The following is a 15,546-nucleotide window of genomic DNA, read 5'->3' on the forward strand; positions in this document are numbered from 1 at the left end:
CCGTCCGGCGCACCCCGGCCCTCTACCGCAAGGAACCCCGATGCTCGAGACACCTGCCTCCGGGGGAGGCAAGCAGACCCCTCTGACCAGGGCTCTGGACACCATTCGCACGCTCAGGCAGCAACTCGGCGAGCAGCGGGGGAACCAGCCCGTCGCCGTGATCGGCGCGGGACTGCGACTGCCGGGGGGCATCGAGGACCTCGACGGCTACTGGACGGCGCTCGCGGAGGGAAGGGACGGGGTCCGGCCCATGCCGGCCCACCGCAAGGGCCCCTTCGCCGAAGACTGGGAAGGTCTGCCGCAGCGCGGCGGATTCCTCGACGAAGTACTCGACTTCGACGCCGAGTTCTTCGGCATCAGCCCGCGCGAGGCCCGGCACCTCGACCCGCAGCACCGACTGCTGCTCGAAGTCGCCTGGGAGGCGATGGAGCACGCCGGACTGCCGTCCCGCACCCTGGCAGCCGCCCGTACCGGCCTGTACCTCGGGGTCATGTGGCAGGACTACCGGGAGTGGTGCGAGGGTGAGCCCGACGCCTACTGGGCCACGGGCAACGGACACAACTTCGCCGCCGGCCGCGTCGCGTACGCCCTGGGACTGACCGGTCCGGCCATGACGGTCGACACGGCCTGCTCCTCCTCGCTCGTCGCCGTCCACCTGGCGGTGCAGGCACTGCGCCGGGGGGACTGCGAGATCGCCTTCGCCGCGGGCGCCAACCTCATCATGTCCCCGCAGACCATGAAGCTCGTCCAGGAGACACGCTCCCTGTCACCGGACGGCCTGTGCAAGACGTTCGACGCCCGGGCCAACGGCTTCACCCGCGGCGAGGGCGTCGGAGCCGTACTCCTCAAGCGCCTCGACCACGCCCTGCGCGACGGCGACCGGGTGCTCGGGGTGATCCGCGGTACAGCCGTCAACCAGGACGGCCGCTCCAGCGGATTCACCGCACCGAACGTCCTCGCCCAGGTGTCCCTCATCGAGACGGCGCTCGCCGACGCCGGACTCGAGCCCTCCGCGGTCGGCTACGCGGAGACGCACGGCACCGGTACCGCGCTCGGCGACCCCATCGAGATGGACGCGCTCGCCACCGCCCTGGGCCGCCGCAACGGGGGCGCGCCCCTGCCGGTCGGCGCCGTGAAGGCCAACTTCGGACACCTGGAGGGCACGGCGGGTGTCGCCGGGCTGATCAAGGCCATGCTCTGCGTGGCCAGGCGCAAGGTGCCGCCGGTCGTGCACTTCCGCACCCTCAACCCCCGCATCGACCTGTCGGGCACCGGCATGACCGTGCCCGGGACCCTCCAGGACTGGTCGCCGGAGTCGGGCGACTGCGCCTCCGTCAGCTCGTTCGGTATGAGCGGCACCAACGCCCACGCGATCATCGGCCCGCTGCACGCGGACGAGCTGCCCGCCCGGCAGGACGCCGGGCACCCCCCGGCCGTCACGGGGTTCGAGATCTCGGCGAAGACCTCCGAGGCCCTGCGGGCCCGCGCGGCGCAGTACGCCGACAGGGTCGCCTCCCTCGCCCCGGCCGACTACCCCGCCTTCGCCTACACCGCCACCGCCGGCCGCAGCCGACTGGACGTCCGCGCCCGGATCTCGGCCGCGGACCCGGAGACCGCCGCCGCGGCACTGCGCGCGCTCGCCGCCGGCGAGCCGTCGCCCCTGCTGACCCTCACCGAGGGACAGGACAGCGGCGGCGAGGACCCCGCCGCCGGGCTGCCGCGCCGCCTCGTCGACCTGCCCGGCTACCCCTGGCAGCGTCGGCGCTTCGCCCCCGAACAGGCGGCGACCGACCCCGCCTCCGGGGTACCGGCGCTGCCCACCCGCCACGCGGTGGTGTGGGAGGCGGCCGAGCCCCGTACGGCCGTCCCCGGAGCCGAGCTCGTCCTCGCGGGTGACGACGCGGCGCTGCTGGCAGCGCTCGTGGACCGCGCGGCCCGGCTCGGTCTGCGCGGTACCGTCCTCGCCCCCGCACCGGCGGTGCTGCCCGACGGCTGGCGGCACGCCGCGCTGCCCGGCGACCGCGCCGGCTGGGCCCGGTTCTGGGAGGGTGACACCACCCCCGGCCCGGCCCCCCTGGTGCTGGCGTTCCGGGCGACGGCGATGCCCGGCGCGCAGGACGGCGTACCGGGCACCGCCGACCCGGCGGAACCGGGAGCCCGGCTCTGCGCGTCCGTGACCGTCGCGGTCGGTGCCCTGGCCAAGAGCGGCCGGGCGCACCGGGCCTTCGCGGTCACGCGCTCCGCCTGCCGGTCCGGGCCCGGGGACCGGGTGGCACCCACGGACCACGGACTGCTGCACGGCCTCGCGCCCGTGCTCGGCCTCGAACTCGGCGCGGCCTGGGGCGGAGTCGTCGACCTGGCGGACGAACCGGCCGCCGAAGACCTCGACACCCTGCTGGCGTTCGCCGTGCACGAGGCCGCCGCGCCCGGCGACGGGCACTCCCCGCTGGAGGACCTGGCGGCCGTCCGCGGTGGCGCGCTCCGGGTGGCACGGCTCCGCGAGAGCGCGGAACCGGCCGGCACCCTGGAGGTGCGGGACGACGCCACGTACCTCGTGACCGGCGGACTCGGCGGCGTCGGCCGGGAGCTGACGGCCGAGCTGGTCGCCCGCGGGGCCCGGCACCTGCTGCTCATCGGCCGCCGGCCGCAGGACCAGCTGTCCGCCGAGGCGACCGCGCTGCTGGACGAGCTGGCCGGTGCGGGCGTACGCGCCGTGTACCGCGGGGGCGGCTGCGACACGGCCGAGGCGGTCGGGGCCGCGTGCGCCGCCCTCGAGGGCCTGCCCCCCGTACGCGGTGTGCTGCACGCCGCGGGAACCCTCGACCGCGCTCCCGCCGAGGAGACCGGCGTCGAGGAGTTCGCTGCCTCGCTGCGCGGCAAGACCGCCGGCGCCTGGCTGCTGCACAGGGCGTCCCGGGACTGGCCGCTGGACTTCTTCGTGATGGTGTCGTCCGTCTCCGCCGTGTGGGGCACCGAGCGCTGCGCGGCGTACTCGGCGGCCAACGGTGGACTGGACGCCCTGGCCGCACACCGGGTCTCGCTCGGCCTGCCCGCGATCAGCCTGGCCTACGGGCCGTGGGACCTGGGCGGCTCGGGGATGGCCGACTCGGCGTCCCGCGACACCTTCGCCCGCGTCGGGGTGGGCGCGCTGGACGCGGCGACCGGCCGGGCGGCCCTGGACGGGCGGGCCCCCGACGGGTCGGGCCACCTGATCGTCTGCCCGCTGGACACGTCCCGGTTCCTCACGATCATGTCCCGCTTCCGCCGCCGTGGACTCTTCGGCGTCGCGGCGGTGGCCGAAGGCGCCCCGGCCGGCGCGGTGATCCGGCAGGAGCCCTCCGTCACCGGTGAACTGGCGGCCCTTCCGGACCGGGCCCGCGCCGGGGCGGCCCGGGGCCATGTCGCCCGCATCGTCGCGGCACAGCTCGGGCACGACAGTGCCCAGGCCGTCGGGGACGACACCGGGTTCTTCGACCTCGGGCTGGACTCCATCATGGCGGTCGACCTGGTCGGCCGACTGTCCCAGGCGTTCGGGGTCGTCCTCCTGACGGCCGACGTCTTCAACCATCCGACCGTGTCCCGGATGGCGGAACACCTCCTGACCGCGGACCGTGCGCCGGAGCCCACCGCCCCGTCCGCGACCACCGGCCCGGCCGTCGCCGCCGTACGGGAGCGTCCCGCATCCCCCCAGGACCCGGCGGCCGTCGTGCCCGCCGCCGACGCGCCCCCGTCCCGGGACGCCGACCGCGAGCCCGTCGCGATCGTCGGCATGGCGGGCAGGTTCCCGCAGTCCGATTCCGTCGACGAACTCTGGGACCTGCTGCGCGAAGGACGCGACCCGGTCGGCCGGGTCCCCGACGGCCGGTACGAGAGGACCGCCTTCCACGGCGGCGGCGGCGAGCCCGCCCGTGTCACCACGGACCAGGGCGGATTCCTCCGGGACATCGCCCGTTTCGACGCCTCGTTCTTCGGGATCCCGGCACGGGAGGCCGAGAGTCTCGACCCCCAGCAGCGGCTGCTCCTGGAGTCGGCCTGGCACGCCCTGGAGAACGGCGGGATCGATCCCCACTCGCTCAAGAACTCCCGTACCGGTGTCTTCGTCGGCATCAGCTACGCGGACTACGCCCGGCTGCTGGCCGAGTCGGGCCCCGAACACCTGGACGCCTACTACAGCACCGGGACCTCGCTCAACGCGGCAGCCGGACGGCTCGCCTACAGTCTCGGCCTCAACGGCCCCGCGCTGGCGGTGGACACCGCGTGCTCCTCGTCGCTGGTGGCCCTGCACCTCGGTGTGCGGTCGCTGCGGTCCGGTGAGTCCGACGCGGTCCTCGCCGGCGGGGTGAACGTCATCCTCGACCCGATGGCGTCGGTCTCGGCCAGCCGCGCGCACATGCTGTCCCCCGACGGCCGCTGCCGTACGTTCTCCGCCGACGCCAACGGGTTCGTGCGGGCCGAGGGCTGCGGAGTCCTCGTCCTCAAGCGGCTCGCCGACGCGCAGCGCGACGGTGACCAGGTGCTCGCCGTGATCCGCGGCACCGCCGTGAACCAGGACGGCGCGTCGTCCGGCCTCACCGCGCCGAGCGGCCCGGCCCAGCAGACGCTGCTCACCGACGCCCTGTCCGACGCCTCGGTCAGCGGCGCGGACGTCTCGTACCTCGAGGCGCACGGCACCGGCACCTCGCTCGGCGACCCGATCGAGCTCGGTGCCGCCTGGAAGGTCCTCGGCCCCGGGCGCAAGCCCGGCGAGCCGCTGCACGTGGGCTCCGTGAAGAGCAACATCGGCCACCTCGAATCCGCCGCGGGCATGGCGGCGGTCATCAAGACCGTCCTGGCACTGAGACACGATCTCATCCCGGCCAACCTCCACTTCGGCGCACCCAACCCGCATGTGGACTGGCCGGAAATGAACGTCCGCGTGGTCGACACCCCGACCCCCTGGCGTTCCGGCGCGAAGCCTCGTGTGGCAGGCGTCTCCGGTTTCGGGCTGACCGGGACCAACGCCCACATCGTGCTCGCCGAAGCACCGGCCGGCGCCCGGGCCGTCATGAGCGGCGAGCCGGCCGGTGCCACCCACCTCCTCCCGCTGTCGGCCCCCGACCAGGACGGGCTCTCCCGGCTCTCCGAGGTATGGGAACAGCGCCTGACCGGCGCGACCGACGAGGACCTGGCGGGCCTGGTCGCGACCGCCACCACGGGCCGCGGCCACTTCCCGCACCGCAGGGCGCTGCTCGGCACGACCCGGGACAAGCTCCTCGCCCAGCTCTCCACACCGCCTCCGCCGCGGCCTGCCCGCCGCCCGCGCATCGCCTTCCTCTTCTCGGGGCAGGGCAGCCAGCGCTTCGGTATGGGCCGCGAACTGTACGAGACGGAGCCGGTCTTCAGGGACGTCTTCGACGCCTGCGACCGCGAACTCGCCCCCGTCCTCGGCGGTTCCCTGGTGGAGCTGACCCTGTACGGCCAGGACGAGAGCGCCATCGACGAGACGCGGGTGACCCAGCCGGCCCTGTTCGCCCTGGAGATCGCGCTCGCCGCCCTCTGGGAGTCCTGGGGAGTCGCACCCGCCCTGGTGATGGGCCACAGCGTCGGCGAGGTCGCCGCCGCCGTGCACGCCGGGGTCATGGACCTGGGGTCCGGGCTCCGGCTGATCGCCCGGCGGGCCGCCCTGATGCAGTCCACCGAGCGGGGGGCCATGCTCGCCGTCACGGCCACCGAGGAGCAGGTCCTGGCATGGACCGCCGGCACGGAGCTGGACGTCGCGGCCGTCAACACCCCGGCCGCTACGGTCGTCTCCGGTACGCCCGCCGAGATCGACCGGCTGGCGGAGAAGCTGGGCGCCGACGGCGTACGCACCCGCAGACTCAGCGTCTCGCACGCGTTCCACTCCCGGCTGCTCGACCCGGTCCTCGGTGAACTGGGCGATTTCCTCGCGTCGTCGGAGTTCGCTCCGCCGAAGGTGCCGCTGATCTCCAACCTCACCGGGGAACTCGCCGGACCCGCCACCATCGACGCCGACTACTGGGTCCGCCACGCCCGCAACCCCGTCCGCTTCCACGACGGGGCCCGGCGGATCGAGGACCAGGACATCGACGTCTGCCTCGAGATCGGCCCCGACCGCACGCTGGTGAACCTGGTGCGCGCGGCCGGGCTCGCCCCGGACGGAGGCGTCGTCCCGTCGCTGTACCGCGGCGCCGGGGACCGGGCGGCCCTGCTCGCCGCCGTCAAGGCCCTGTACGAGCTGGGCCAGGACATCGACTGGCAGGCCGTCCAGGCCCCGCGGCGGATCCCGAGGAGCAGCGCGCCGCTGTACCCCTTCGCCGCCACGGTCCACTGGCGCCGCGCCGCCGAGCCGCGTGCCGGCCAAGCGGCACCGGACGGCCGGACGGCGCCGGCCGGCCCGCCGTGGGGGACAGAGCTGCGTTCGCCCGCGGTCAAGGGCCGCGTGTTCGTCACGGAGCGCAGCACCGTCTACCCGCCGCACCTCGACGACCACCGCCTGTTCGGCACGGTCCAGGTGGCCGGGGCCTCGCAGACGGCCACCGTCCTGTCGGCGATCGGCAGCGCGGGCGAGCCGGTGGTCCTGGAGGACCTGCACTTCCCCCGGGCCCTGGTGCTGCACGACGGCGAGCGCTACGAGCTCCAGATCATCGAGGGGGAGGCGGACCACGGCACCCGGACCGTCAGCGTGCAGAGCCTGCTCGACCCGGAGCGCGGCCGGTGGCAGGAGCACCTGACGGCGAGGATGCCGGCCGCCGACCCGGTCGCCGCCAGGAACGCGCCGGATCCCGCCGCGTTCATCGCGGGCGCCGACCGCCACCTCAGCGGCGAGGCCTTCTACCGTTACCTGCGCGGGATCGGCTACCTGCTCGGCCCGTCCTTCCGATGGGTCGGGGACGCGTGGATCCGCGGCAACGAGTCGCTCATCCGCTTCGACCCGCCGGAGGGGATGAACGAGGACCCCGCGGACTACCAGATCCACCCGGGCCTGCTCGACTCGTGCCTGCAGAGCTCCGTCACCTTCGCCGTGCACGAGGAGGACCCGGAGCCGCAGGACCAGGAGCAGGCCCTGGTGATCCCGTTCGCCGCCGCGAGGGTCTCCTTCCCGGGGCGGCCCACCCCCGGCCAACCCCTCTGGGGGCACGTACGGGCCGTCATGAGGGATCTGCCGGACGGCGGCTTCCACCAGGTGGACACCGCGGACCTGCACATCTTCGACGGCTCGGGTGCGACCGTCCTGGCCATGGACGGCTTCCGCTTCCGGCTCGCCTCCAAGGCGGTGCTGCGGTCGTCACTGCGGCACGGCACCCGGCACGCGTACGAACTCGCCTGGACGGACAGCTCCCCGGCCCCCACCGGTGCTGTGGCGGTGCGGCCGCTGCACATCGCCGTCGCGGGCGCCGACACCCAGGCGGGCAGGGAGGTGCTCAAGGCCGGCGAGGACCTCGGTCACCTGATGACCGCGCTCCCGGAGGACACGGCCGGCCCGGCGGCCGACCTGATCATCGACGCCCGGTTCCACCTGACCACCGGGCCCACCGGACCCGACACCGCCCTGGACGCGGCCCTGGGCCTCGGCCGGACCCTGCAGGCGGCCTCCCGGGACATCCCCTACGCCGTACTGGGCGGCGCCGGCCCTGAGGCGGCCCCGGTCCGGGAGACGCTCTGGGGACTCCTGGCCTCCCTCGAGGCGGAGGAGGGCGACCGCCTGCTGATCAGGGTCACCCTCGCCCCCGGATGGGACGGCACGGCCCTGGTCACGGCCCTGGACCGGACCCTCGGCCGGAATCCGGCCGAGACCCGGATCGAAGTCGGCGGCGGGGGAGTCCGCGCCGCCCGGCTCGTCCCGTACCGGGGCCACCCGGTACGGGACGAGGCACCGGCGCAGGAGGCCGGCGCGGCCTTGGTCACCGGCGGACTGGGGGCGCTCGGTCTGAGCACGGCCGCGATCCTGGCCCGCCACGGCTGCACCGCCGTCACGCTCATGGCGAGGTCGGCCCCCGACGCGGCGGCACAGCGCGTCATCGGTGAACTCGCCGCCGCCGGCACCCGGGTGAGAGTCGTACGGGGTGACGTCACGGACCCGGCGGACTGCGCACGGGCCGTCAGCGAAGCGGGCCTGGACGCACCACTGCGCACGGTCCTGCACCTGGCGGGGGCCACGGACGACCGGGCCTTCGGACGAGTGGACCGGGACGCCCTCGAACTGGTCTTCGCGGCCAAGGCCCGGGGCGCCGCGAACATGGCGGCGGCACTGCGCGGCCACACCCTGAACGCCTTCGTGCTGTTCTCCTCGGCCTCCAGCGTGCTCGGCTCGGCCGGCCAGACCAACTACGCGGCAGCCAACGGCTTCCTCTCCGGCCTGGCCGACGCCCTTCGCGCGGACGGGGTCCCGGCCACGAGCGTGGCCTGGGGACCGTGGATCCCGGAGGCCAAGGGCGGTCTGGCGGCCTCTGAATCCGTACGGCGGGCCGCGGAGAAGCTCGGCATCGGCTCCCTCACCGACGAGACCGCGGAACGGCTGCTGCTGGCAGCCCTCACCGACGGCCCCGAACGGCTGGTGGCGGTGGACCTGGTCCCCGAACGCTTCGTGGCCCACCTCGGGGACCACCCCCGTGCGGCGCTGCTGGCGGGCCTCACGGACCACGCGGGGAAGGACGGCGGTGCGGCCGGGCCCGTCGGACCGCCCGGCCGGCCGCGCGGCTGGCTGCGCGCCGGCGGCGACGGCCTCGACGGACTGGACGCCGACGCCCGCACCGAAGCACTCCGGCAGTTCATCCGGGAGGCGACCGGCGAAACCCTCGGCGACCCGGCCGGGATCGACGACGACATCACCTTCGGTGACATGGGCCTGGACTCGATCATGGTGATCGACCTGCGGACCCGGCTGTCCCACGCCCTCGGGGTCGATCTCCTGGCCACCGTGGCACTCGACCACCCCACCATTCCGCGCATCGCGGCCCACATCCTCGGCCTGCTCGACGAGAACGAGCCGGACACCCCACCGGCACCGGCCCCGCAACGGGCACCCCTGACCGAAGCCGGCCCGGACGACCTGTCCGAGCTGTCCTTCGAGGACCTCGTCCGGGCGGTCCGGAGCGAGGTCTCGGCCCCGGAAGGAGACAGGAACGCATGAGTGACGACATGAGCACCGACAGCGTGCGGTCCCTGATGGAGGACCAGCTGAGGCTCTCCCAGCGGCTGCGCGCCCGGGTGGCCGAGCTGGAGGACGAACGGCACGCCCCCGTGGCCGTCGTGGGAATGGGGCTCCGGCTCCCCCCGGCCATCAACACCCCCCAGGAGTACTGGGAGTTCCTGTGCGGCACCGACACCGCACTGGCCGGTGTGCCCGAGGACCGACCCGGGCTGCGCGCCGCGTACGACCCCACGCCCGGCCGGAGCGGCCGCTCGTACGTCCGGCACGCCGGCTTCCTCGGGGAGATCGCCCGGTTCGACGCCGACTTCTTCGGCATCTCGCAGCGCGAGGCCCGGCTGCTCGACCCCCAGCAGCGGATGCTGCTGGAGACGTCCTGGGAGGCCCTGGAGCGGGCCGGTGTCGCGGTCCGCCGTGCCGACCGCCTCGACGTCGGCATCTACCTCGGCGTGATGACCTCCGAATACAGCGAGCGGAACGAGGACCGGTCGGACCTCTCCCGCATCGACCCGTACTACGTCACCGGCGGTGGACTCAGCTTCGGCGCCGGGCGGGTCAGCCACCTGCTGGGCTTCTCGGGCCCGGTGATGGGCGTCGAGACGGCCTGCTCCTCCTCGATGACGACCCTGCACCTCGCGGTCCGGGGGCTGCGCAACCGCGAATGCCACTACGCCCTCGCGGGCGGCGCCAATCTGCTGCTGTCCGCCACCCTCATGGTCGCGCTGTGCCAGACCAGGGCGCTCTCCCCCGACGGCCGTTCCAAGTCCTTCCTCGCCTCCGCCGACGGCTACGGGCGGGGCGAGGGGGTCGGAGTGGTGGCGCTGATGCGCCTCGACGACGCCGAACGCGAGGGCCGCCCCGTGCTGGCGGTCATCCGCGGCTCCGCGGTCAACCACGACGGTGCGGCCTCCGGCCTGACCGCGCCCAACGGTCCGGCCCAGCAGGAGGTGATCAGGGCCGCGCTGGCAGATGCCCGGATCGGCCCCGAGGACGTGGGATTCGTGGAGGCGCACGGCACCGGCACCGTGCTCGGCGACCCGATCGAGATCGGGGCACTCGACGGGGTCCTGGGCAAGGCCGTGCGGGGCCGGGGCACGCCCCTCTCCATCGGCAGCGTCAAGTCCCGGCTCGGGCATCTCGAAGGCGCCTCCGGCATCGCCTCCGTGATGAAGACCGTGCTGATGCTCCGGCACGGTGTCATCCCGGCGGCCGCCTCACCCGACGACGGTGAACTCAACCCCCACATCCCGTGGGACCGGCTGCGTTTCACGGTGCCGAGGGAGAACCGGTCCTGGCCCGCGGAACTGCCGCGCCGGGTGGCCGGTGTCAACTCCTTCGGCATGAGCGGTGTCAACGTCCACGCCGTCCTGGAGGCCTACGAACCCACCGCCCCGGCAGTGGACGCACACGGCGCACCCGGGCTCGAACTCCTCACGCTGTCGGCCAAGGACCCCGACGCACTCGCCCGCCTCGCCGACCAGGTCGCCGGACACCTCGAACAGACGGACGCCGCCTCGGTCCCGGCCGTCTGCCACACCCTGCGCGCCGGGCGCGCCCCCTTCGCGCACCGGGTCGCGGTCACGGGCGCCACCGCGGGCGACCTGGCCGACGCCCTGCGCACGGCGCTCACCACCGGCCGGCCGGCCGCGGGGTCCGGTGCCCGCCCGGCACCGCCGCGGTCCGTCACCCTGGCCGTCCACGGCGAGCAGGACCGGCTCGAACCCGCACTGGCCGCCCTGACCGCGGCCTTCCCGGCCCTGGCCGGCGGCCACGAAGGGGAGGGGGCGGGCGAGAGGCTGCGGGACCTGCTGGAACGCTTCGGCCTCCGTGTGCGGCAGACGTCCGCCGCGGTCGTCCGACCCGCCGGTTCCACCGCCGTCCTCGCTTCCGTCGGGTGGGAGGCGGCCGACGGCCGGCAGACACTCCCGCTGGCCGGCGAGCGGGCGGAGACCGCACCGGACCTGCTCCGGGCCGCGCTCGGCGCGCTGTTCACCGCGGGGGCCGACCTGCGCCTGGACGCCTTGCGCGGCCCCGGCACCCGGTTCGCGGACGACCTGCCCACGTACCCCTTCCGGGGGAAGCGGTACTGGATCGACGAACCCGTCGGGACCGGCGGGGCTGCCGGCCCGCCGGAGGGCGCCCCGGAGGCCCTCCCGCTCGACCAGGACAGCCTCATCGGCTATCTCCTGGCCCAACTGCAGGAGGTGCTCCAGGCCGACGAGATCGACCCGGAACTCTCGTTCCTGGACGTCGGCGGCGACTCGTTCATCTCCACGCTGTTCATCACCCGGGTCGAGGAGCACTTCGACGTGGGGCTGACCGCGGACCAGCTCTCCCTCGACATGCCGCTGCGCGACCTGATGGGGAAACTCGCCGAGAGCATCTCCGTCACCACCGCAACGGGCCGACGGGGGCAGAACGCATGAGCGCCGCCGACGCCTTCATCCGGGCCCGCAGGGTCGACGACCCCGAGCTGCGCCTGGTCGTGGTCCCGCACGCCGGTGGTTCGGGGAACGTCTACTACCCCATGTCCCGCCACCTGCCGTCCTCCTGGGACCTCCTGCTGCTCGACCTGCCCGGGCGCGGCAGGCGGTACACGTCGCCCCCGCTGGCGGACATGCGCGCGATCGTCGACCGCGTCACGGACGACGTGCTGTCGGTCGACGACGCGACGCCGATCGCCCTCTTCGGCCACAGCCTGGGTGCGGTGATCGCCTCCGAGACCGCCCGGTCCCTGCAGGCCGAGGGCACGGCACCGGTGTGGGTCGGCGTGTCCGGACGGCAGGCGCCCATGCTCCAGCCCGCCAACCGGTTGCTCGATCCCAGCCTCTCCGACGTGGAGCTGGCCCGGAGACTCGGCCGGCTGGGCGGTCTGCCGGACCGCCTCGACGAACTGCCGGAGTTCCGGGACCGCTTCCTGCGGCTCATCCGCGCCGACCTGCGGGCCCTGGACTCCTACCGGCCCGACCCGCAGCGCCGGCCGCTGCACTGCCCGCTCACGGTCTTCGCCTCCACCGAGGACGTCATGGCCCCTCCGTCCGGGGCCTCCGCCTGGGGCAGGGAGACCACGGGGCACTTCCGGCAGAGGGTCTTCGACGGGGGGCACTTCCACTTCCTGGGCGGAACCTTCCCGGACTTCACGGAGACCCTGGCCACCGAGATCCAGCACGCGCTCGGAGCTGTCGAAGCGGCCGTACCCGGTGCCTGACGCACGACACACCACGGCCCCGGCACAGCGCCTGCCACGTGCCGGGAGCCGTCCGGAACGGGGACTCCGCCCCGCTCTGAGATCCATCGGACAGACCGACCCGCCAGGAGAGACCGGTATGACGTCAGAACAGCACGCGGTCCGCGGATCCGCCGCCGGCCCGGCCTCCCGCGCGCGCCCGCCGGCCGTGCCGCACGAGCAGCCCACGGACTTCCGCACGCTGATGGCGGGGTTCCCCACCGGCGTGACCATCGTGACCACGTGCGGCGCCGACGGCGTTCCCCGCGGAATGACCCTGACCTCCCTGTGCAGCGTCTCCCTGGAGCCACCGGTCCTGCTGGTCTGCATGCGACAGGGCAGTCCCACCCTCGACGCGGTCCTCGACGGCGGCTCGTTCGCCGTGAACCTGCTGCACCTCCGGGCCAGGGCCACCGCCGAACTCTTCGCGTCGGGAGCCCCGGACCGGTTCGAACGGGTGGCGTGGCAGGCGGACGATCCGGCCGCAGGCCCGCACCTGTCGGAGGCGGCCCACACCGTCGCCGACTGCACCGTGACCGCCCACCACGTGGTCGGCGACCACGTGGTGATCATGGGCGGTGTCACCGCGGTCAGCCGGCTCGGCGGGGACCAGCACCCGCTGCTCTACGGGCTCCGCCGCTTCGCCACCTGGCCGGAGACGGACGACCACCTCTCGTACGACTTCATCTCCTGAGCGACCGGCCATGGACCAGAACCGGCGGGGAACAGTGATCACCCACCCATCGACGACCAGCCGTCCCGCCGAACCGGCGGGAGCGCACCCCGCAGGGGGCGCGCCCACGCTCGACCAGGTCTTCTCCGCGACCGCGCGCCGGTACCCGACGAGGATCGCGGTGCAGGACGGCTGGAACCAGCTGACGTACGCCCGGACCGACCGTCAGGCCGGCCGTCTGGCATCGGCCCTGGTGCGCGGGGGAGTCCAGCTCGGCGATCCGCTGATCGTCCACTGCGGCAACCACCGGCACGCCCTCGTGGCGCAGCTCGCCGTGCTGAAGGCGGGCGGGGTGTGCGTCCCGGCACCCCGCACGGCGTGCCGCGGCGGGCTCCCCGCCGCCGCCCGGCAGACCATGGCCCGGGCGGTCCTGTGCAGCCGCTCCACGTACGACGAGGACGTGCGCGGCATCCCCTCACTCGCGCTGGACGACCCGGTCACGTGGCGGAAGATCGCCTCGGCGCCGGCGGAGCCGACGCTGCCGAGGTCCACCCCCGAGGGAGCCGCGTACCTCCTGCCCGGCCGGGGAACCGACGTCACCGGAGACGGCCGGCTGGTCGACCACCGCTCCTGGCTCCGCTCCGCCGCCGACCGGAGCCGCAGGACCGGCGGTGCGCCGCCCACCGTGACGATCGACGAACCGCCCCTGTCCCCCGTGGCACTGGCCGCCACCTGGTGGGCCTGCTCCACGGGCGGCACGCTGCGCACCGCGCCGTGGCAGGAGGACGGGGCCTGGCCGCTGACCGGCGGGCGCGAGAGTGCCGCCGTGCTCACCCCGGCCCGCTACGCCCGCGGTCTGGCGACCGCGGCGCCCGTCAGGGGCACCCCGCCACCGCGCGGGTCCGCCGCGGGTCCCGCGACCGTGGTGCTCATCGGGGGACCGAGCTCGCGCGACCTGGTCGCCCGGCACTTCCGGGCCCGCCCCGGCACCCGGCTGTGGGCGGAGTTCGCGCCGGGCGGGGGAGCCGTGCCCTGGACGGCACAGGAGCTCCACCCCCACGACGCCTACCGGCCCTACGCCCTCGGCGTGGGAAGCCCGGTTCCACCCGTGCTGCTGCGGGTGGTCGGGCCGGGCGGAGCGCCCCTGCCGCACGGAAGGAGCGGCGAACTGGTCGCCATCGGTCCCTCCGGGCTTCCCGAGGACGTCCACCACTCGGGCTGGTACGGCCACTGGACGCCCGAGAACACCCTCGACGTCACGCGGCGGCGGCCGTACGCGGACGGTGCGGGCCCGGACGTCCCCATCCGCCTCGACGAACCCGCCGACTACGCCGAAATGGAAGTGATGTGACCGTGCCCGGAACCGAGCGATCCCACGCGCCGGACCTCTCCCGCGTGCTGAGCGCCTTCTCGTCGCGGGCGGAGGAGCCACCCGGGCCGATCCAGCTGCTGACACCCGAGGGCACACTCGTGCACCACCCCGACGACACCCCCGGCTACGACCCGCTGAGGCTGCGCGCGTTCTACCGGGACATGGTGATGGCCCGGAGCATCGACACCGAGGCCACGGCGCTCCAACGGCAGGGCGAGCTGGGCCTGTGGCCGCCGCTGGCCGGCCAGGAGGCGGCTCAGATCGGGTCGGCCCACGCGCTCCGGGCCGACGACTACGCCTTTCCCAGCTATCGCGAACACGGCGTCGCCTGGTGCCGGGGAGTCGACCCGGTGGACGTCGTCAGGCTCTACCGCGGTGTCACCAACGGCGGATGGGACCCGCGGGAGAAGAACTTCCACCTGTACACACTGGTCGTCGGGTCCCACGCGCTGCACGCCACGGGCTACGCGATGGGCCTCGCCAAGAGGGGCTCCGGCGCCGCGGCCATCGCCTACTTCGGCGACGGTGCCACCAGCGAGGGCGATGTGGCCGAGGCGTTCACCTTCGCCGCGGTCCACGACGCGCCCGTCGTGTTCTTCTGCCAGAACAACCAGTGGGCCATCTCCGAACCCGTGGAACGGCAGCTGCGCGGGCCGCTCTACCGCCGTGCCGCCGGATTCGGCTTCCCCGGGGTCCAGGTCGACGGGAACGACGTGCTCGCCGTGCACGCGGTGACGGAGGCGGCGCTGGAGCACGCACGGACCGGCAACGGGCCGTTCTTCATCGAGGCGTCGACCTACCGCATGGGGGCCCACACCACCTCCGACGACCCGACCCGGTACCGGCGCGCGGCCGAGCTGGACGAATGGCGGGCCAAGGACCCCATCGACCGGGTGCGGACCCATCTGGCCGAGGCGGGCCACGCCACGCAGGAGTTCTTCGACGACGTCGCCACCGAGGGCGCCGAGCTCGCCCTCCGCATCCGCCGGCAGGTCCGCACCATGCCGGACCCCGACCGCACGGAGGTCTTCGGCCACGTGTACGCCGACGGACATCCGCTCGTGGACGAGGAGCGCGCGCAGTTCGCCGCCTACCAGGCGTCCTTTGCCGATCAGGAGGTCAAGTAA

The 15,546-nt window shown here is 74.4% G+C and carries 6 protein-coding genes; all 6 read left to right on the forward strand.

The window, feature by feature from the left end:
* Positions 1 to 40 precede the first annotated feature (40 nt).
* Positions 41 to 9,130, forward strand: coding sequence for an SDR family NAD(P)-dependent oxidoreductase (locus OG927_RS29485; protein ID WP_330321070.1), 9,090 nt, complete (start codon positions 41 to 43; stop codon positions 9,128 to 9,130).
* Positions 9,127 to 11,574, forward strand: coding sequence for a beta-ketoacyl synthase N-terminal-like domain-containing protein (locus OG927_RS29490; RefSeq protein WP_330321071.1), 2,448 nt, complete (start codon positions 9,127 to 9,129; stop codon positions 11,572 to 11,574). The genes OG927_RS29485 and OG927_RS29490 overlap by 4 nt, the downstream gene beginning before the upstream one ends.
* A complete protein-coding gene (locus OG927_RS29495) occupies positions 11,571 to 12,356 on the forward strand; it encodes a thioesterase II family protein (RefSeq protein ID WP_056790452.1) in 786 nt (261 codons plus the stop codon). The genes OG927_RS29490 and OG927_RS29495 overlap by 4 nt, the downstream gene beginning before the upstream one ends.
* Positions 12,357 to 12,474: 118 nt before the next feature.
* Positions 12,475 to 13,068, forward strand: coding sequence for a flavin reductase family protein (locus OG927_RS29500; RefSeq protein WP_079099289.1), 594 nt, complete (start codon positions 12,475 to 12,477; stop codon positions 13,066 to 13,068).
* A gap of 10 nt (positions 13,069 to 13,078) precedes the next feature.
* Positions 13,079 to 14,398, forward strand: a complete 1,320-nt coding sequence (locus OG927_RS29505; protein ID WP_330321072.1) for an AMP-binding protein — start codon at positions 13,079 to 13,081, stop codon at positions 14,396 to 14,398.
* Positions 14,395 to 15,546 (forward strand): pyruvate dehydrogenase (acetyl-transferring) E1 component subunit alpha, encoded by a 1,152-nt coding sequence (gene pdhA, locus OG927_RS29510; protein WP_063887894.1) that lies wholly within the window; start codon positions 14,395 to 14,397, stop codon positions 15,544 to 15,546. The genes OG927_RS29505 and pdhA overlap by 4 nt, the downstream gene beginning before the upstream one ends.

It is taken from the genome of Streptomyces clavifer (assembly GCF_036345975.1).
In the GTDB taxonomy this organism is placed as follows: domain Bacteria; phylum Actinomycetota; class Actinomycetes; order Streptomycetales; family Streptomycetaceae; genus Streptomyces; species Streptomyces clavifer.

Excerpts from the sequence above, each read along its gene's own strand:
- OG927_RS29485 (WP_330321070.1), top strand. The coding sequence starts at position 41 with ATGCTCGAGACACCTGCCTCCGGGGGAGGCAAGCAGACCCCTCTGACC.
- OG927_RS29490 (WP_330321071.1), top strand. The coding sequence starts at position 9,127 with ATGAGTGACGACATGAGCACCGACAGCGTGCGGTCCCTGATGGAGGAC.
- OG927_RS29495 (WP_056790452.1), top strand. The coding sequence starts at position 11,571 with ATGAGCGCCGCCGACGCCTTCATCCGGGCCCGCAGGGTCGACGACCCC.
- OG927_RS29500 (WP_079099289.1), top strand. The coding sequence starts at position 12,475 with ATGACGTCAGAACAGCACGCGGTCCGCGGATCCGCCGCCGGCCCGGCC.
- OG927_RS29505 (WP_330321072.1), top strand. The coding sequence starts at position 13,079 with ATGGACCAGAACCGGCGGGGAACAGTGATCACCCACCCATCGACGACC.